The organism is Luteibacter yeojuensis, from assembly GCF_011742875.1.
In the GTDB taxonomy this organism is placed as follows: Bacteria; Pseudomonadota; Gammaproteobacteria; order Xanthomonadales; family Rhodanobacteraceae; genus Luteibacter; species Luteibacter yeojuensis.
Window position 1 is genome coordinate 2,231,740 of record NZ_JAAQTL010000001.1, and the last position, 18,967, is coordinate 2,250,706.

General features: G+C 67.4%; 16 protein-coding genes. 6 read left to right on the plus strand and 10 right to left on the minus strand.

Going from position 1 to position 18,967, the window contains the following annotated elements; translation table 11 throughout:
- Positions 1-23: 23 nt before the first annotated feature.
- Both HBF32_RS10215 and HBF32_RS10220 read right to left on the minus strand, forming a co-directional pair.
- The gene (locus tag HBF32_RS10215; protein ID WP_240147816.1) at positions 24-752 is read right to left on the minus strand and encodes a hypothetical protein; all 729 of its coding nucleotides are present in this window, start codon (positions 750-752) and stop codon (positions 24-26) included.
- A 3-nt stretch (positions 753-755) separates the two neighbouring features.
- Positions 756-1,103: a YciI family protein gene (locus tag HBF32_RS10220; protein ID WP_166699524.1), complete on the minus strand. Its 348-nt coding sequence runs from the start codon at positions 1,101-1,103 to the stop codon at positions 756-758.
- A 166-nt stretch (positions 1,104-1,269) separates the two neighbouring features.
- Here HBF32_RS10220 and HBF32_RS10225 point away from each other — a divergent pair, with 166 nt between their 5' ends.
- Positions 1,270-2,532 carry a glycoside hydrolase gene (locus HBF32_RS10225; protein ID WP_166699525.1) on the plus strand — a complete coding sequence of 421 codons (1,263 nt, stop codon included), beginning with the start codon at positions 1,270-1,272 and terminating at the stop codon, positions 2,530-2,532.
- A 44-nt stretch (positions 2,533-2,576) separates the two neighbouring features.
- Here HBF32_RS10225 and HBF32_RS10230 read toward each other — a convergent pair whose 3' ends face one another.
- Positions 2,577-2,966, minus strand: a complete 390-nt coding sequence (locus tag HBF32_RS10230; RefSeq protein ID WP_166699526.1) for a DUF1801 domain-containing protein — start codon at positions 2,964-2,966, stop codon at positions 2,577-2,579.
- A gap of 193 nt (positions 2,967-3,159) precedes the next feature.
- On the opposite strand from HBF32_RS10230, the gene HBF32_RS10235 reads away from it, so the two are divergent.
- Together HBF32_RS10235 and HBF32_RS10240 are read left to right on the plus strand one after the other, a co-directional pair.
- Positions 3,160-3,615 carry a BP74-related protein gene (locus HBF32_RS10235; protein ID WP_166699527.1) on the plus strand — a complete coding sequence of 152 codons (456 nt, stop codon included), beginning with the start codon at positions 3,160-3,162 and terminating at the stop codon, positions 3,613-3,615.
- Positions 3,612-5,045: a trypsin-like peptidase domain-containing protein gene (locus tag HBF32_RS10240; RefSeq protein ID WP_166699528.1), complete on the plus strand. Its 1,434-nt coding sequence runs from the start codon at positions 3,612-3,614 to the stop codon at positions 5,043-5,045. Before HBF32_RS10235 ends, HBF32_RS10240 begins: the two co-directional genes overlap by 4 nt.
- An 18-nt stretch (positions 5,046-5,063) precedes the next feature.
- On the opposite strand, the gene HBF32_RS10245 is transcribed toward HBF32_RS10240, so the two are convergent.
- Entirely contained in the window at positions 5,064-5,951 is an 888-nt protein-coding gene (locus HBF32_RS10245; protein ID WP_166699529.1) for a TolB family protein, read from the minus strand.
- A gap of 10 nt (positions 5,952-5,961) precedes the next feature.
- Positions 5,962-7,128, minus strand: a complete 1,167-nt coding sequence (locus HBF32_RS10250; RefSeq protein WP_166699530.1) for a threonine aldolase family protein — start codon at positions 7,126-7,128, stop codon at positions 5,962-5,964.
- Positions 7,129-7,275: 147 nt separating this feature from the next.
- Here HBF32_RS10250 and HBF32_RS10255 point away from each other — a divergent pair, with 147 nt between their 5' ends.
- Positions 7,276-8,103 carry a plasmid replication/partition related protein gene (locus tag HBF32_RS10255; RefSeq protein ID WP_166699531.1) on the plus strand — a complete coding sequence of 276 codons (828 nt, stop codon included), beginning with the start codon at positions 7,276-7,278 and terminating at the stop codon, positions 8,101-8,103.
- Positions 8,104-8,203: 100 nt separating this feature from the next.
- A complete protein-coding gene (locus HBF32_RS10260) occupies positions 8,204-8,674 on the plus strand; it encodes a hypothetical protein (protein WP_166699532.1) in 471 nt (156 codons plus the stop codon).
- Positions 8,675-8,716: 42 nt separating this feature from the next.
- Here the strand turns inward: HBF32_RS10260 and HBF32_RS10265 are convergent, their stop codons facing one another.
- The gene (locus tag HBF32_RS10265; protein ID WP_166699533.1) at positions 8,717-9,559 is read right to left on the minus strand and encodes a TRM11 family methyltransferase; all 843 of its coding nucleotides are present in this window, start codon (positions 9,557-9,559) and stop codon (positions 8,717-8,719) included.
- Between the two features lie 47 nt (positions 9,560-9,606).
- Between HBF32_RS10265 and HBF32_RS10270 the strand changes: the two genes are divergently transcribed.
- Positions 9,607-11,388 carry a glycoside hydrolase family 97 protein gene (locus HBF32_RS10270; RefSeq protein ID WP_205287732.1) on the plus strand — a complete coding sequence of 594 codons (1,782 nt, stop codon included), beginning with the start codon at positions 9,607-9,609 and terminating at the stop codon, positions 11,386-11,388.
- Here the strand turns inward: HBF32_RS10270 and HBF32_RS10275 are convergent.
- The 4 genes from HBF32_RS10275 to xth form a co-directional block, all read right to left on the minus strand.
- On the minus strand, positions 11,379-14,438 hold the full coding sequence (locus tag HBF32_RS10275) for a two-component regulator propeller domain-containing protein (protein WP_166699535.1): 3,060 nt from the start codon (positions 14,436-14,438) through the stop codon (positions 11,379-11,381). The two genes, HBF32_RS10270 and HBF32_RS10275, sit on opposite strands and share 10 nt — an antisense overlap.
- 155 nt (positions 14,439-14,593) lie before the next feature.
- Positions 14,594-15,454 (minus strand): alpha/beta hydrolase, encoded by an 861-nt coding sequence (locus tag HBF32_RS10280; protein ID WP_166699536.1) that lies wholly within the window; start codon positions 15,452-15,454, stop codon positions 14,594-14,596.
- Complete coding sequence (locus HBF32_RS10285; RefSeq protein ID WP_166699537.1) at positions 15,451-17,610, minus strand: ATP-binding protein; 2,160 nt, start codon at positions 17,608-17,610, stop codon at positions 15,451-15,453. The genes HBF32_RS10280 and HBF32_RS10285 overlap by 4 nt, the downstream gene beginning before the upstream one ends.
- A gap of 72 nt (positions 17,611-17,682) precedes the next feature.
- Positions 17,683-18,561 carry an exodeoxyribonuclease III gene (gene xth / locus HBF32_RS10290; protein ID WP_166699538.1) on the minus strand — a complete coding sequence of 293 codons (879 nt, stop codon included), beginning with the start codon at positions 18,559-18,561 and terminating at the stop codon, positions 17,683-17,685.
- Between the last annotated feature and the right edge of the window lie 406 nt (positions 18,562-18,967).

The following is an 18,967-nucleotide window of genomic DNA, read 5'->3' on the forward strand; positions in this document are numbered from 1 at the left end:
TCGGGGAGCGACCCTTTTTTCCTTCAATGGCGATGCATGTCCGCCGGGGTTCCATCCGACCAGGTCGATGATCCGACCAGGAACACCAGGATGGGCGGCAGCCCCTTGGATTCGGATGGGTCGGCGAACATGAACCAGTACGGGCTAGCCATCACCGGCGAGCCTTCCATGTTGGCACCCCAGTCCTTGGCGTCTTTGACCAGGGTGTCGAACATGACGTGAGGCATGTTGTGCTCCCCTTCGTCGGTCAGATACGACGACTTGGACATCATGTAATCCATGGCACCGCTTTCGAGGGCCGGCAATTCCTTCCGGGCATAGGCTGCCCTGACGGCCGACAGCATGTCCGACTTGGACTTTCCCGCCATCGCCATTCCGGCACGCAGCTTGTAGATAGGCACGATGGAACGCGCGGCCTGCGGATTCAGGCAATCGGCCGCCCTGATCTTCGGATTCCAGAATTCCGGCCAGTCGAAGGGCCCCGTCCAGCTTCTGGCCACCACACAGACGAATCCGTTCGTGCCTTCGGCCGCCGTCTCGTAGCCTTTCCGCCCGAGGACGAGAACCGTCGCGTCGCGGGAGATGGATGCCGGCGCCGCGCTTCGCGCCAGGGCAATTTCGGCGTCCCGGTCCGCCATGAGGTACTGGTCTATCGGCGCCATCTTCGGATAAGGCGAGTCTTTCGACATCGCTTGCTGGGACATACCAAAGATGGCGAGCAGGATCAGGTTCGCGAGGCGCCTCCGGATCATGGGTCAGTCTCCCGCCGGCATGAAGAAGATTTCACGGATCTCAACCTGCCCCCGGGTGGCGCTGGCACCCTTGCGCGCCCAGGCCACGGCCTCGTCCATGTTGGCGCATTCGAGTATCCAGAAGCCGCCGATGTGCTCCTTGGCCTCGAGGTACGGCCCGTCGGTGACGAACACTTCGCCGTCGGCTTGCGTGCGCAGGGATTTCGCCGCCCCAAGGCCGCAGGCGAACTTCCTGACGCCCGCGTCGATCATCTCCTTGTTGAGCGCATGGATGTCGCGGCCCACCGATTCGTCCATCGTGGAGGGATCGAAATCGTCGGGGAGGTAACCTGCAACGAGATACTGAGGCATCATCTTCTCCTGGGGTGGATTCCGGCGGGCAACTGCCTGCCTTACTACCACGTCGAACGGCGGGGCCGGATTTCGACAGGTCATCCAGATATTTTTGGCAGGGGGACATCCGATGCGGCGTGCGAGGCTACTGGCATTTCTTGGCCTGGTGACGGCTTCGATAACCATGAGCGGTCCGGCCCCGGCCAATCCCGCCGATACCGGGCACCTTACCCTGGCTCGCTCGACCGCGCCGTTGAACGGCCCATGGCGGTTTCACCTCGGCGACGACCCCCGATGGTCCTCACCGGCTTACGACGATAGCGCCTGGGAGACGGTGGACCTCACGCCCGCCCCGGGTGCGCATGACGGCGACGTGGGACTGCCGGGCTACGTACCCGGCTGGAGCCGTCGGGGCCATGCCGGTTACACCGGTTACGCGTGGTACCGGACGATCGTCAGCGTCGACAGCACCGCGGAGGCGTCGCTCGCCCTGACGGGACCAACCCTGGTCGACTCGACTTATCAGCTCTACGTCGATGGGAAACTCCTCGGAGGATCGGGCGATTTCACCGGCGCGATACCCACGGTGTTCGGTGTGCGGCCAGCCGTCTTTCCTCTCCCGGCGGCATCGTCGGCGACCACGAGAACCTACGTCATCGCATTCCGGGTCTGGATGGACCCCATCGATGCCGGCGTGGACAACGGCGGCATCCATGTCGCGCCGACGATCGGCGATGCCGCAAGCATCGACGTGCTGCACCAGGCACAATGGCTGAAGACGTTCAACGGTTACGTGGCGGATGCGGTCGAACCGCTCGCCTTCGTCCTTCTTGCGTGCATGGCCCTTGCCGTGTCCTACCGCTGGCTGGCCGCCGCGCTGGTTCTGCTCGCGCTTCTTCGCATCAACCAGGTGTTGTTCGCGTGGACGGATTTCTTTCCCCTGCGTTGGTACGACATCGCGACGGCGGTAGTGCTCAAGCCGCTCAACCTCGCGGCATGGGCGCTGGCGTGGCGAGAGTGGTTCCAGGTGAAGCGTTACCCGTGGCTCGGCCGTACCGTCTGGGCACTTGCCGCGGTCTATCTCGTCTTCGCATGGCTCGGCCGCCCGTGGTTTCCTCCGGCATCGGGCGACGGCTTCAAAGGCTTCGCGAACATGATCGTCGAAGGCGTGCGGTGGGCTTATGTCGCCATCTATCTCTGGATCGTCGGAACAGGCGCGCTCCGGTCGGGGAAACCATCCGCCTGGCTGACGACGCTGGCCGCGATCCTGGTGGGCATAGGCCTCTTCGCGACGGAACTCAATGTGCTGGGCATCCCAGGCATCTGGTTCCCTTATGGCGTCGGCGTGGCCCGCGGCCAGTATGCGTACGCGGGCTTCATCGTCGTCCTGTTCCTGCTGATCCTGCTGCGCTTCCGATATCTCCTGGTCCGCGATAACTCGCGATAGCATGACCCGGCGCACATTCAGTACATGGCGACACGTCCGGCGGTCTACCTGGCGCGCTTCGCGGCGACCTTCCTGGGTGCCGTGTTGAGTTCGATCGCCGCACGGATCAGCGCCTTGAAGGCCCTGGCGTCGATCTTGCCGTCCTCCTCGATATCGATGGCGCGGCGCAGGTTGCCGTCGAGGCTCGCATTGAACAGGTTGGCCGGGTCCTTCAGGAAGGCGCCCTTGGCGAAGGTCAGCTTCACCTTCGCCTTATAGGTCTCGCCGGTGCAGATGATGCCGCCGTGCGACCACACGGGCGTGCCTCGCCACTTCAGTTCCTCGACGACCTCGGGATCGGCTTCGTGGATGAGTTCGCGCACTCTCGCCAGGGTATCCCCACGCCAGTCGCCAAGATCGGCGATGCGCTGGTCGATCTCTTTCAATCTGCTCATGGTCCCCTCCCTTTCGAACCCGCCGACGATAGCATCCGACTATTCTCATATCCACGACGCCATCGTGTCGGAGCCTTGCAACTGGAACGCCGGCCATGACGGGCATTCGCTTGACCGGCGTGGGCACGGATGCAACGGTCCGCCGCCCCGGGGGACTGCCGGGATGTCATGCCTGTCGACACATTGGAGAACCATGAGATCGCTCATCGCCGGATCGACCATCGCCGCCTTCGCCCTGCTTTCGGCACAAGCCCACGCGGAAACGGCTTATTTCTCTTTCGTCTCGCCCACCGTAAGCCAACCCGGCATCCACGAATTCGTCTTCGGCGCGACCGATCCGCAGACCATCGCCCGGCTTCGCGACGTCGTGACCAACGCCGGCACGCTACCCGCCCGTCTCGATCGCGTGCGCGGCGTCATCACAACCGAACGCAGGGCCTATAACCAGGACTGGCCCTTTCACTTTGTCCCATCGACCGTCCGCTTCACCGAGGGCCTGGATGCCGAAGCCTGCGACGCCACGCCTTTCGAAATCGAGAGCAACCTGCATCTCGTAGGTGGGTCCTACCTGCCGCGGAACGAGTGGTGCCCCTATTCCATGCGGCTGGTGCGCGAAGTTTCCGTCGCGAACCCCGAGACCCAGGAGTGACCCCGGGTTTCGTCCTTGCTTCCCTGCTCTTCTCCACCGATCCCGGTGCCGGCAGGTTCGCTCCCGTCGGCCAGTTGCGCACGGGCGACGGAAGCTACCACTGCACCGCGAGCGTCATCGCGGGACACGGGACGCCGGTACCGACGCGCCCCGCACTGATCCTTACCGCGGGACACTGCGTCGAGGAGTCCGACGACAACGCCGTCATCGTCGACCGTCCCGCCGATCCTTCATGGACGTTCACCCCGGCATATTTCATCGATACCCAGCCGGAGCATGTCGCACACAGGGTCGGCCGCGTGGTGTACGCCACGATGAAAGAGGTGGACCTTGCCGTCATGGAGCTGACCGCGACGTACGGCGAACTCGCCGCGCTCGGCATACACCCGTTGCGCCTGGGCTCCGGCGACATCGCCACCGGAACACCTGTCGAACTTGTGCATGTGCCGGTCATCGACGTTCCGGAAGACCAGCAATTCCTCCGACATTCCTCCTGCCACGCCGGCCTCCGTCGATCGATCGTCGAGGGTGGCCATCCATGGCGCTGGACATCCGCCCTGCAAAACGACTGTCGGGGCGTGGCAGGCGGCACCTCCGGTGCTCCGGTGTTCCTGCAAGGAGCGACCGAAATCGTCGGCATCCTCAACACCACGGTCGCGCCGGGATACCTGGGTTGCGGGCTTGGCCGCCCCTGCGAACTGCATGATGACAACCTGCTCACCCCGCGCGAAGAAACGAGTTACGCCATCCCCATCGAGCGGATTGCTCGGGCGTTGCGCGACGATGGCAGTCTGGACATCAGCCGTCTCGACGACGGACGAGGGGTTGGGCTGACGCGCACGCTCCCTTACTGGACATCCCAGCGACTCGAACACGTCGACGGAGAAGACATACCGGCCCGGTGGAACCTCCGCATAGAAGACGGATTCAGTCTCGTGCGCTACAAGACGGGGCCGGCGAACGCAGTCGACTGCGCGGATATCGCCGGATACTCCGACCCACAAACCGTCGAAAGCCAGCCATTGCGCGGCCGCCTGCTGCCTCCGCAGGATGGCATCTATGCCGCGTGCGTTATCGGTGGAAGCACCAGCGGCGTGTGGCAATCACCGGCACATGCCACCGTTCGCCTTCGGCAGATCGATAACACGCCGCCGACCGCCAGGCCACCTATCCAGACCCGTGTCATCGGCGAGCAAACCGAGGTAAGACCCGGCTTCGCCCTCTGGGAACTGGTCGATCTGTTTGTGAAATATGGGCCGGCCGCGCAGATCGATTGCGGGCAGCCGGAAGGTTACGTGCAGGACATCCGGACCCGGTGGTATCCGGCGGACGAAACCCAGCCGTGGCGGCTCTGCGCCTATGGCGTCGACGAGGCAGGCAATCGCGGGCCGCCGGCGGCTTACGAGTCCCACCGCACAAGAGTCCGATAACGCGCGCGACGCGCTGCGCTACGGTGCGCCCTTCCCGCAACGCGGCGGCCAGTCCTCCTCGCCGTCGCGATGCCAGACGAAGAATTCGCCCGATCGCGGCTCGCCCGTATCCCGCGAGAACAGCAGCGACTTTCCGCTGGGTGAAAACACGGCGCCGATCTCCGAGCCGTTGACGTTGATGTCCGGCCCAAGCTTCGAACGCGGCGACCAGCCGTCCCCCGCCCGGTGGGATTCCACATAGCCGTCGCTGGTCTCGACGATCAGGGACGATCCATCGGGCGAAGGCAGCGCCTCGTACTCGTCACCCGCCGTATTGAGGTTGGGACCGGCGTTCTCGACCGTCCACTTGCCGGAAGCGTCCTCGCGTGCACGCCAGATATCGGTTTTCCCGACGCCACCCGGGCGGTTCGAACCGAAGTACAGCCAGCCGTCGGATGCCAGTCGCGGAAACCATTCGGCTTCATCGGAGTTGACCGGTGCCGGCAATCTCACGGGCTTCCCCCAGTGGCCGTTCGCGGTGCGGTCCACCCGCCAGATATCGAGGTCCTTGCTCTTCATGCCGCCCGTGGCGCGGGAGGAGATGTAATACAGGTGCGCTCCGTCCGGGGTGAACCATGGATCGGCCTCGAGCCCCTTGCCGGCGAACGACGGCGGTTCGGGCTTCGACCAGTGCTTGCCCTCGCAATGCGAGGTCAGGAGGCGCCAACCGGCGAACGACTTGTCGCTGCGCACGAAATACATGTCGCCACCGCGGGGATCGAACGCGGCGTGCGACTCGAAGAGTTCGCTGGACACGCCTTCCGGCCGCCAGGGAGCGACGGCAGCGCTCGCCGTGCTCCGGGCCACCGCCACCGCGGTAAGCGAAAAACCGAGGGCGAGAAGTGCGAGCGTGCCCTGTCGAAGCATGATCCTTTCCTCAGGCCGATGTCGGTGGGGCGAACGCCGCCGCGATGGTCGCGACCGGTTTGCGCAGGAGCGTTTCGTTGAAGGTCAGCGGCAGACGGCCGTCGATGACGTCGCCGGTCACGACGTCGATCTTCGACAGACGCTCCTTCAGTCCCGTGGCGACGCGCTCGTCGAGCCTGAGGAAAGCGATGTTGGTGCCGTTCGGCACACGGTGCACCTCGATGCCCGGCACGGCTGCGAGCATGTCCAGCAGTTTTTCGCCTTCCTCGCGGACACGCGCGAACCGCCGATCGAAACCGTCGAGGGTATTCGACGCGATGGCGGCGGCCATCCAGCCGTGGAAGATCGCACCGCCGAAGACATGGCGCGCCTGCCGCGCTTTCGCCACGAAGTCCTTGCCGCCCGCCAGCATGGCCCCGAACGGCGCACCCAGGTATTTATAGAGGGAGACGTACACCGAATCGAACGGCGCACAGTAGCGCTTCACGTCGAAATCCTTGCTGCCGTACATCAGCAGCAGCCGCGCACCGTCCAGGTGCATGCCGGCCCCCTTGCTCCGGGCCAGTTCGCCGATCCTCGACACGGTTTCCTGCGACACCGCCGCGCCGTCGAGGCGACGTACCGGGCTTTCGATGGACACCGCGCCCACCTCGATCGGATAGGGTTTCTCCTCGCTCTGCGAAAAGGCCGCGGCGATGCCGTCGTACAAGGCATCCGAGGCGCCGCCTTCGACGGGTACCGGGTTGATCGAATTCATCACGGCCACGGCGTCGGCTTCGTCGCGGTAGACGTGGCTCTCCTTCTGCAGCAGCACCCGCGAATGGCCCTTGCTCAACAGGCGGATGGCGATCTGGTTCGCCATGGTACCGGTCGGCATGAAGGCGGCATCCTCCTTGCCGAGCAAGGCGGCGAATGTCGCTTCGAGCGATGCCACCGCGCCGTCCGCAAGGTAGACGTCGCCGATGCCGTGGCCGTCGCCCACGATCCGCGCCAGCTGCGCCGGATAGGCGCCGGGCTTCGTGAACAGGCTGTCGCCCCTGAGCGCGACGACCCGGTCCGGGGGCGGCTGGCCTGGCGAACGGGCTGCCGCGGCGGCCGGGGCCCATGGCATGCCCGCGGCAGCCAGCGAAAGTGCGCCCACCGGGACGGCCTGCACGAACTGGCGACGACTGACCATCCCATCCTCCCCCTTCGCGGCCCCGCGGCCGCCATCGCCCAAGCCTCGCACGGGATCCGGCCCGACGCCTATGCCGGAAGCCCTGCAAGCTCCGGCCGCAGGCACTAGAATGCCCGCCCCGCCGCCGCCACGCCCTGCCGCCACCGCATGCACATCGTCATCAACGAAGAACTCAAGGCTTACATCGATCCGCTCACCCCGGACGAGTACGAATCGCTCGAGCGCAGCCTGCTCGCCGAGGGTTGCCGCGATGCGCTGGTGCTCTGGGGCGACACGCTCGTGGACGGACACAACCGCTACGGGATCTGCCGCAAGCACGACATCCCCTTCAGGACGGTCCAGAACGAGCGCTTCCAGTCCCTGGACGACGTGCACCTGTGGATGATCGAGCAGCACCTCGGCCGGCGCAGCGTCTCCGATTTCCAGCGCGGCGTGCTGGCCCTGCGCAAGCGCGAGATCCTGGCGGAGCGGCGCGCCCGCGCCGTCGAGGCCGAAGGCGGCGAGGCGGCGCCGGACGTGCCTTTCGACACCGAAGGCGCGCAACCGGTGCCAGCCAAGGCGCCCCGCCCCGCCGCGACGGAAAGCCGCAAGGAAATCGCCCGCGAGGCGCGGATAAGCAGCAACCAGGTCGGCATGATCGAGAAGATCCGCAAGGAGGCTGCCCCGGAAGTGGTCGCCGCCGTGAAATCCGGCACCTTGTCGATCAGCGCGGCGGCCGCCGTCGCCACCCTGCCGGAAGAAGAACAGCGGGCCGCGGCAACCGCCGGCGACGCGCAGCTCAAGGAGGCGGCCAAGCGCGTCCGCGAATCGAAGCGCAAGCCGCGGGAGAAGCCCACCGACGAAGTGAAGGCCCTGCGCGAGCAGATCGCCGACCTGGAGGCCGAGAACCGCAACCTTCGCCGTGAAATCGAGTCCCTCCGCGTCCGGCTGGGCGAAGGCGCGCCCGAGGACGCCGACGAGGCCCTGGCGGAGTAAGGTGGGAAGCGGCCGGGAACTCACACGGGTGTCCGGCGATCCAAGTCCGGTACACCGGACGCGCCCTCGAGCGTTCGAAGGCCAGAACCCGGAGCGCTCCATGAAGACCATCCTCGCCCTCGCCGCCTTCCTCCTCGCCACGGCCGCCGTGGCCCAGGACAAGCCGCTGAACCTCAAGCTGCCGCCGGACTACGTGCCGGCGCCGGCCACCACCGCAGCGGCGCCCGCCCCGACGGCCCCGATGGCGACCAAGAGCGGCGAGAGCGTGGCCGTCGTGCCGTCGCGGCCAAAGGACCCGCCGGGTACGTATTACGGCGACACCAGCGGTCGCATGGACGGCGTGGAGGTCGCGGACGACGTTCCCCGCTGCGACGACGCCACCTACAACAAACCGCAGGTCCACGGCAGTGTCACTACCGGCGTCGTGAGCGCCAGCCACGGCCGTGGTGGCAGCTACCAGGCGGGCACGGTCAGCCTCAGCCAGGCGTTCGGCAGTTGCGACCATCCGACCGGCGGCGTGAGCATCTCGGTGGGCGGCGGCCAGGGGCATTTCGGCCGCGGTCGCTGGTGAACCGAAAAGCGCGCGCGACAGGGGCACGTTCCCGGTAAGGGCTTACGCCAGGGCGTGAAGCGACCGGAAAACCACGATCCGGTCGGTGGCCGACGGGTCGGCATCGTCGCTGCCTAACCAGCCCATGCGGGCGAAGGTCCGCGTACAAGGTCCCAGGGAAACGACGCGCACCGGTCGCCGCCGCGCCTCCCGTTCGATCTTCGCCACGACGTCGCGCAGGACCGTGCCGACGAATGGCGTGAAGAGGTAGAACACGCTGGCATCGGACAGATCGGCGTCGCGCGCATCGCCCACGGCGATGTTCACGTCGCGAAGGCCCAGGCCGCGCGCCGCTTCCATCGCTCGCGCCACGTATCCAGGTTCACGCTCCACGCCGGATGTGCGCGCTCCGGTCAACACGTTCACCAGGATCGGCACATGGCCAAGCCCCGCGCCGAGGTCCATGACGACGTCGTCGGCGGCGATCCGCGCGCGGTTCACGCCGTCGATGATGTGCCGCGCCGGCGTCGGCTGGTAGAAGACCATGTCGGGCGGCGGCGCCGGCCGGGCGACGTCCGGCTCTTCGATGGCCAGCACCCCCGCGAGCACATGATCGAGCACGTCGTAGTGCTGGCCCGTGGGTATGCCGACATCGAGCCATGCGTCCAGTGCCATGCGCCCCTCTCCGGCCCGGATCGCGGCGCGGATCGCCGCGAAGCCCTCGCCGTCGATCGCCTCCATCGCGTCGAGCAGACCGATCGCCCTTGCATGCAAGGCCTCGTCGTGCGCGCCCAGCAGAAGCAGGTCGAGGCGATCCGCGGCCTCGGCACGCCAAAGGAAAGCCGAAGGACGGCGCCAGCCTTCCTCCGCTTCGAGAAACGTGACCGTCGACGCGAGCGATTCCATGGTCGCGGATGGTAACGTGTCCGTTCGCACCCGACAGGACCCTCCGAATGAAGCCAGCACGTCTCGCCGCCGCGCTCACGGCCCTCGTCAGCGTTCCGGCCTTCGCCGCGCCGCCGCTCGCCACCCTCGTCTTCCGCGACGGCGGACGACCCGTCCTCAGCATCACCGACCCACATGGCCTCGCGCTCGTCGACGAAACGCTGGGCCTGCGCACCGCCGATGCCGACCTCACCCACGACCTGAAGCTGGTCGCGACGAGCCATCGACAACTCACCGAGCGTTACCGGATGACGGTCGGCAAGCGCCTCCAGCGCAACGCCAACCTCTCCGAGACGCGTTACGCCCTGCAGAACGGCAAGGGCCAGAAGCTCGACGTCGTCGTGCGCATCGCCAACGACGGCGTCGCGTTCCGCTATGAGCTGCCGGGCACGTCGAGCGCAACGGTCACCGGTGAGGCGACTGCCTTCACCGTGCCGGCGACCGCCAAGGCCTGGTTGCTCCCGTACAACCCGCAGTACGAGAAAGAACGCATCGAGACCACGGCCGGCGCGGCGGCTTCGGGTGAATTCGGTTATCCATCGCTGTTCAAGGTAGGGGACAACTACCTGCTGATCACCGAAGCCAATGCCGATGGCCGCTACGACGGCAGCCGGCTCACGCATGGCGCGAACAGCGGAACCTACGCACTGACCCTTGCCGACGCGCGGGTCGACAGCACCGGCATCACGCCCTGGCGCACCGTGATCGCGGGCGACCTCGCCACCGTGACCGAATCCACGCTGGTCGACGACCTGGCCGACCCGGCGAAATTCGCCGACACCTCGTGGATCCACCCGGGGAAGGTGGCGTGGTCCTGGCTCAGCGAACACCAGAGTCCTTCGAACTTCGAGCGGCAGAAGGCCTACGTCGATTTCGCCTCGCGAAACCGGATCCCGTACGTACTGGTGGACGAGGGCTGGAGCGACGCCTGGGTACCGGAGCTCGTCCGGTATGCGAACGCGAAGCACGTGGATGTGCTGCTCTGGTTCCACTGGTCGAAGATGGATACGTCCGCCAAGCGCATCGCCGAGCTCACGAAGGTGAAGGGCTGGGGCGTGAAGGGCGTGAAGATCGACTTCATGGAGTCCGACTCCCAGGCACGCTACCGCTGGTACGACGCCACGCTCGCCGACACGGCGCGCCTGCACCTCATGGTCAACTTCCACGGCGCCACGATTCCTCACGGACTCGCGCGCACGTGGCCGCACCTGATGAGCATGGAAGGCGTGCGCGGGGCGGAGAACGATCCGCCCGCCGTCGGCAACACGATCCAGCCGTACACGCGCAATGTCGTCGGTTCCATGGATTACACGCCGGTGGCCTTCGATGCCGGACGCAAGGAGGCGTCGATCGCGCACGAAGTGGCTTTGCCTATCGTGTTCGAATCCGGGTGGACGCACCTCGCCGACCGTCCGGAAGCGTACGAGAAGCGTCCGCAGGCGCTCGCCTTCATCGACCAGGTGCCCACGGTGTGGGACGAGACGAAACTGATCGCGGGCACACCCGGGCAGGACGCCGTTTTCGCTCGCCGCAGCGGCGACCGCTGGTTCGTCGGTGCCATCGCCGCGGGACCGGCGCGGCGTCTCACCGTGCCGCTGGCCTCGCTGGGCGTGGGACCTTGGCATGCGGACATCGTCCGCGACGGCGTGGGCCGGGGCGACGTGGTCCGCTCGGCGCAGAATGTCACGGCCGATGGTTCCCTTTCCTTCGAGGTACCGGCGAACGGCGGTTTCGCCGCCATTCTGTGCCCGGTCGCCAAGGGCCGGTTCGCGAACGGCTGCTACCGCTGACGGAACCCGTGGCGTAACCGCCCCCACCATCGCCCGAACGGCGTGTGGCGCGCCGGGAACGCGCGCTCGAGGGGAACATGCACCGTGACCTCGGTGCCGCGTCCTCCCGGCGAAGTGAAAGTGGCCGCGCCGCCCACGGTGGCGGCGCGTTCGCGGATGCCGCGCAGTCCCCAGTGACCGTCGCGGCCGTCGCGCAGCACGGCATCGTCGATGCCGCGGCCATCGTCGCGCACGCTCAACAGCAGCGCGCAACCTTCCAGGCGCACGCCCACGTCGATGCGGCTGGCGCCGGCATGGGCAATGGCGTTGTGCACCGCCTCTCGCGCGATGCGAAACAATTCGTCGCGCACCAGTGCGTCGAGATCGCGCAGCTCCGCCTGCACCGTCACGCGCACGGGAACGGTGTGCTCCGCCGCGCAGGCCTCGGCGAGCGCGCGCAGCGCGACGTCGAGGCGAGCCGACTCGCCGGCGTGGGTGCGCAGGTCGCGCACGCGGTCCCGCGCTTCCACCAGCGCCTGGTCGGCGCGATCGAGGGCGCTTTCCATGGCGACGCGCAACGGCTCTCCCGGCGGCACGCGGTTGGCTATCGCCTGGAAGCGCATGGTGAGGCCCTGGGTGCTCTGCAACAGGGTGTCGTGGAGTTCGCGGGCGATGCGTTCGCGCTCCGCATGCCGCTCCTGCAGGCGGGCGCGCAACTGGAAGGCGATGCGACGCAGGCGGATGAGAAAGGCTATCCAGATCAGCAGCGCCACGAGCACGATGCAGAGCAGGAAGAACCACGGCATCTGGTAGAACGCGCGGGCCACCGTGACGTCGATCGACGCGCCGCGCTCGTTCTCGACGCCGTCCTCGTTCGTCGCCGTCACGCGGAAAACATAATGGCCTGGCGGCGGATCGGTATAGACGGCCTCGCGGTCGCCACCCGCGTCGCGCCAGCGCGTGTCCAGACCCTCCATGCGGTAACGGAAGCGCACCCGCTCGGGCATGGTCAGGCTGGTGGCCGTGAACGCGATGCGCAAGCGCTCGGTACCCGCCGGCAAATTCACGGAAGCGCCGGCGGGCCACGTTCCCGCGTCGGTGGAGATGGTCCGGATCGCCACCGGCGGCGCCAGCCGGTTGCGCGGGACGTCCGCCGGATCGATGGACACGATGCCGCTGGTGGTGGCGAACCACAGGCGGCCGTCGTCGGCGACGACGGCCGTCGGCAACGGGCGAAACTGCGCAGGCGTGCCGGGCAGGCCGTCCAGCGAATCGAACAGCACCACCGGTGCCGCATACGACGGATCCGCCAGGGCGCGAATCATGTCCATCCCGCGGATGCGGGCGACGCCCTGCGCCGCATTCGCCCAGAAATCGCCGCGATGATCGCGGACCAGGCCGGACACGCCGCGCAAAGGCTCTCCGACCGTCGCGATCGGATGGACGCGACCCTCGGCCACGGCGGCGATGCCCAGTTCGCCCCCCACCCACATCGTTTCGCCGTTCTCGAGCAGTGCGGTGACATTGCCCACGGCCAGCCCTTCGGCGGCGCCGAAGCGTACGTCGTCCTCGCCATACCCCTTGCGCAGCAGGATCGTGTTCCGCGCGAATCCCATCCACAGCCAGCCGTGGCGATCGTTCAGCAGCACAAGCGGCGAAGGATCGTTGGGGAAAGCCGGCAAGGGATCGTGCTCCCAGCCGCCTTCGGTGAAGTGGAAGATGCCGGGCCGGTTGATCGAGACCCAGGCGCCGCCCTTGCCATCGCCGGTCACGGCCTGCACGCCGGAATAGTCGGGATAAGGCAACGCGGTATACGGCTCGGGCCGGCCGTCGCGGAGACGCCAGATGCCGTCGGGCCCACCCAACCAGATGCCCTCGGCGTCCCGGCTGACGGCCGTGATGGGTTGCACGAGGGCGCTCGGCGTGACACCCGTGACTTCGACGCGGCTGAGCGGTCGGTTCTTGGTACCGACCCAGACGCCATGTCCCGGCGCGGCAACCATCGCGAAGTCGGTGGCGCCCGGCGACATCAAGGCAGGCAACAGCCGGCTCACGCGGAAGCGGTCGAGCCCCCGGCTTCCTCCCACCCAGATGTTCCCCTCGCGATCCTGGATCACGGCGCTCGCGTAGTCCGAGCTGAGCCCGTCGCGTTCCACGAAGCGCTGCGCGTATTTGCCCTCGGCACCGATCGCCATCCCCGCCAGGTCGCCCACGCGCGCTACGCGCCGGATGCCGTCGCCCAGCGTCGGCATCCACAGGGCGCCGTCACGATCGAACAGCAGGCCCGCGGAGGAGAGCCGCAGCACCGGCCCAGCCGCTTCGGGATCGCCCTTGCCCGTCCAGGCCGGGCGCACGCCGCCGTCCGCCTCCGCGACCCAGATCGAGCCGTCCGGCGCTTCCGCGATCCGGTTCACCCGGCCCACCGCACGGGTTGCGACCTCGAAGCGCTTCCCGCCGGGCGGCAGCCAGGCGAGCGCATCCTCGGTCGCCACCCACAGACGCCCTTCGCGGTCCACCGTCAGGTTCCGCGCCCGCTTTCCAGGGAGGCCCATGGCCTTCTGCACCGGGTACCAGTGGCCCTTGTCGAATCGCACTAGGCCGTTGAACGTGGCGCCCCAGATCCGCCCATCGGCCGTCCCCCCGATGGCGTACATCGTGCCCGACGGAAGGCCGGACGCGGCCGAGTAATGAGTGGCGCGGCCACCGTCGACGAAGCTGGCCACGCCATAACGGAAACCGACCCACAGACCGCCCGAGAAGGGTGCGTAGAGGGACGCGACGCTCGACGCGGGGAAGTCCCCGCCCTCCCGCGGCCGGTAACGCTCGAAGCGCACACCGTCGAAGCGGTACAGCCCGGTCTGCGTGCCCAGCCACAGATAGCCGTCCGCCGTCTGTGCAAGCGCGGTCACCTGTCCGGGCGCACCTTCGCGCACGGTCCAGGCCGTGTGATAGAACTGCGCGATGTCGCGATCGCGGCTGTCCGAGGCCATCGCCGCGCAGGCGATCGCCAGCCAGCCCGACAGGACCAGGCACAGGGACAGCCACGCAACCACCGCTTTATTCGGGCGCACCCAGGGTAAATCCTCACTTGCCAGGCCGCTACGATAGCGGAACACGCAGGGAGAACCGATGCAGTGTGGTCGACCCACAGCCTTTGCCTGGACGGCCGGAAGTCGCTGGGCCCCTGCCTGCGCAGGGGCGATGAGAAAGGGCCGCGAATGAGGGATTAGCGGGAGGCGATGCCCATCTCGCGCAGGAACGCCAGCGAATCGGCCAGCACACGTGTCGCCGCCGGCGAGCGCTCGGGCGAGGCAAGCACGTGCGCCGCGTGGTCGTAGGCCACCAGCCGGCGCTGCGACGGTGCTGTGCCCAGCCAGCCGAACGCCTCGCGCATCGCCGTCACCGAGGTCAGCGTGTCGCGATCGCCTTCGCCGCCGTCCCACATGCCGAAGAACACCGGGCAGACGATCTCGCTCAACCGTTCCGGCCGCATCCACTCGAGGAACAGCCGCGCGATGGCACGATAACCGTCGGAATGCACGACCGACGACCAGTAGCGGCGCTGGAATGCCGAGCGCTCGCCGGGTGGCACCACCGGACCTTGCAGCAGCACCGCCGCGCGCAGTTGTTCGGGGTCGTGCACGCGGATGCCGGGCGACCATGCGACGACCGCCTCGACGGCATCGGGCCGGCGCACGGCGAGGTCGAGCGCGAGCGACGCGCCCATCGATGTCGACACGAGGACGACGCGCTCGCCAAGGCTCAATCCGATGTCGAGCGCCTCGTCGGCATCGGCGCGCCAGCGTTCCGGCGTGGCCCCGGCCATCGCTTCCGGCAGCTCGCTGCCATGGCCGGTCAGGCGATTGAGGAACAGGTGCGCCGAGCAGGCCTCCGCGATCGCGCGGTGTGCCGGGTCGCCTTCCGCCTGGCTGGCGGTAAAGCCGTGCAGGTAGACGACGGACAAGGGTTGCCGCACATGCGCGAGGCCCGGGCGGAAAACCACGCGCGCCTCGTTGTCGGGCTTGATGCCCGCGATGCCGCGTTCCTGCCGGTCGATCCGCGCGGCGAGTTCGTCGAGTGCCGTCACGCGTCCGCCGCCGTCAGGTGCTCGCGCTGGGCCGTCACGAAGCGGTGGACCGATCGCATCAGGCCGTCGATTTCCGCAGCGGCGGAGCGCATGTCGCCGCCCGCCTCGACGATCACGGCGATGTCGTCGCAGACCCGGCCGCTGCCGGGAACGCCAAGATTGCCCAGCACGTTGCGCAGGGCGTGCACGGCTTCCGTCGCCGCGGCCACGTCGTGCGACAGGATCGCGCCGCGCAGGCTTTCCATATGGTTCGCCGCCGTCCGTGCGCACAGTTCGACGAACTCGCCGAACTCTTCGCGGCTGCTGAGCGCACGCATGTCGTCCAGCGGCGTCGGGCCGCCCCATTCCGTCGCCGGTTCGATGGCGGGCTGCAACAGCCGCGCCGCATGCTCGAGCCGTCGCTCCTCGGCGACCGCCTCGATCACATCGAGCATGCGTTGCGCGGCGATCGGCTTGGTGAGGTAGGCCCTGGCCCCCGCCTTGAACGCGATGCGCACGGCATCGTGGCTCGAATCGGCGCTGAGCATCACGATCGGCGGCACGCTTCCGGTGCGGCGCGCGGCCTCGATCCGGCCGAGCACGTCCCAGCCGGAACTGCCGGGCATGTGCAGGTCCATGAAGATCAGGTCGAAGTGCTCGTCTGCCAGGCGCGCCAGCGCCTCGTCCCCGCTCTCGCTGAACACCGTGGCATGGCCCGCCCGGTCGAGGATGCGTCCGACGATCTCGCGATTGGCGGCATTGTCGTCGACGACGAGGCAGCGCTGCGAGGGAACGCGGGCGTGGTGTTCGTCGAGCAGCTCCGTGAGCGGCATCTCGGATGCGCTGCGCACGCCGGCGGCGGCCCGGGGCAGCGGGAAGCGCCAGGCGAAGATCGAGCCACCCTTCGGATTGTCGGCGACCTCGAGGATGCCGCGCATCTGCTCGGACACGTTGCGCACGACGTAGAGGCCCAGTCCCACGCCTTCCTGGCGCCGGCTCTCGCCGGCGCTGAGCTGGTGGAAGGGGTCGAAGATTCGCTGCTTGTCCGCATCGGCAATGCCGATGCCGGTGTCGATCACGGTGCAGACGATGATCGGGTCGCGGCCGCCGATACCCTCGGTCAGTTCGACACGCACGTCCACCGAACCGCCCGGGGGCGTGAACTTCAGCGCGTTCGAGGCGAGGTTCGACAGGACCTGCTCGATGCGCCCGGGGTCGCCGTTGAACACGCCCTCCACCGAGGCGTCGCGGGCGAGGCTGAAGACGATCCGCTTCTCGGCGGCGAGGGGCCGGCAGACGGCGCCGACCATCCCGAGCACTTCGTCGAAGGCGAACGCCTGATGGCGCAGCGTGAAGCTGCCACCCGCGAACGACGCCACGTCCAGGACGGCGTTCACGCGATGCAGGAGCGCGTTGGCGTTGGTGGAAAGCAGGGCGACCAACCCACGCTGGTCCTCGTTCATCACCGACGTATCGATCAGCGACGCCGAATGGATCACCGTGCTCAAGGGCGTCCGCATCTCGTGGCTCATCATCGAGATGAAGCGGTGCTGCGCCTCGCGCGAGGCGATCGCCTCCGCGGATACCTCGCGCAACGCTTCCATCATGCGGTACAGGGTCATCGGCAGCACGATCACCAGGCCCAGCGCATACAGTGCGTAGGCGGGTCGCGATACCCAGTAACCCTCCGGCGCCACCACCGCGAGGATGAGCACGGACGCGACCACGCCCGCGACGAAGGCACGTCGGCTGTAACGAACGCCGAGAGCCACGGAAAGGAAGGGAAGTACCGCCGTGAGCGTGATCACCAGCATGAAGGCGGCCTTCAGCAGGATCGCGACGATGACGAAGTTGGCGCCGCTGCCGATCGCATCGATGGCTGCATTCTGGCGCAGCGACCCGGCGCGCAGGCAGAGCATCCAGACGGCGCTGAGCACGAAGAGCCCGAGGGCGACGGGGACGACCCGTCGCGCGTCCGCGGCCATCGCCGCGGGACCGTGCAGCCAGGCGGCGGTCCATACGACGATGAAGCCGAGGATGACGGTACGCATCAGCGAGACGCGGTACTCGCGGAAGCTGGCCACGATGCGATCGATGCGGGGATTGCGCAACCGCGCGGCAACCTCGCCTAGCGTCACCGGTTCGGCGCGCCTTCCGCTGCCGTCATCGATCTTCATCTAACTGCCTGGTCCGGCTTCCCCGATAGGGGCCTAGTCTAGTAACTCTGCCGCCCTTGGCAAACCCCGGGCTCAGGCTTCCGTGCGACTGCGCCGGGAGGCGGCTTTCTTCGCCGGCGCCTTCTTTGGCGCGGCCTTCTTCGCCGGGGCTTTCTTCGCGACGGTCCGCTTCGGGGCGGATGCGGACAACTCGACCCAGGTCGGCGCATGGTCGCTCGCCTTGGGCTGGTCGCGCACCCAGCGGTCCACGTTCGCGTCCTTCAACCTGCCCGCCAGGGGTGGAGCCAGCAGCACGTGATCGATGCGCAGTCCGCGGTCGCGAGGCCAGTGCTGGCGGAAATAATCCCAGAACGTGTAAATCCGTTCGTCGGGGTGTCGCTTGCGCAGCGCGTCGACCCAGCCCTGGGCCAGGAGGCGGGCGTACGCGTCGCGGCTCTCCGGTTGCAGCAGCGCGTCGCGCCGCCAGTGCGTCGGGTCGTAGATGTCCTCGTCGGTAGGCACGACGTTGTAATCGCCGGCGAGCACGACGGGCTGCCCCGAATCGAGCAGCCTCTGCGCGTGGCGAAGGAAGCGTTCGAACCAGGCGAGCTTGTACTCGAACTTCGGACCGGGCCACGGATTGCCGTTGGGCAGGTAGAGGCATCCGACCAGGATGCCGTGTGCCATCGCCTCGAGGTAGCGGCTCTGCGTGTCCTTCGCGTCGCCAGGGAGCCCGCGGCGGCTCTCCACGGGATCGACACCCTTCGCCAGGATGGCCACGCCGTTCCAGGACGCCTGCCCCGCCCACAACGCGCCGTACCCCGCGTCGTTGATCGCACCGATGGGGAATCCCTCGTCCACCGCCTTCAGCTCCTGCAGGCAGGCGATGTCGGGCGCCTCGCGTTCCAGCCATTCGAGCAGGTTCGGCAGGCGGGAGCGGATGCCATTGACGTTGTAGGTGGCGATTTTCATCGCGCGACTGTCCGGCAGCCGGGGTACACAAAGAGTGACGGCCCACTCGATGGTTGGCACGACATTTGCCTCGATCCAAAAACGGGCGCCCGGCGAGCGCTTCGGCACCTTCCCGGCAACATTTTTTTACGATCCGTTCCGGGCCGGGAATGCACGTTTCCGGCAAGGTTTTTCGAAGTGATTAATCCCTGTAAATATGCGTAGTTACTGTCGATTTTGCTGCGAAGCAACATCGTTCGGACTTCTATTTGGACTGATCCGCGACCTCCTCACAACCGCTGGACAACCCCTCCGACGTGCTGTAAACCTTCGAGCAATTCCATTTGGATCGAGGCAAATGGATGTAAGCGACGGAGCGCGGGAGGGGAGCTTCCAGGCTCCTCATCGCGGGGTTTTCGGGTGGGAG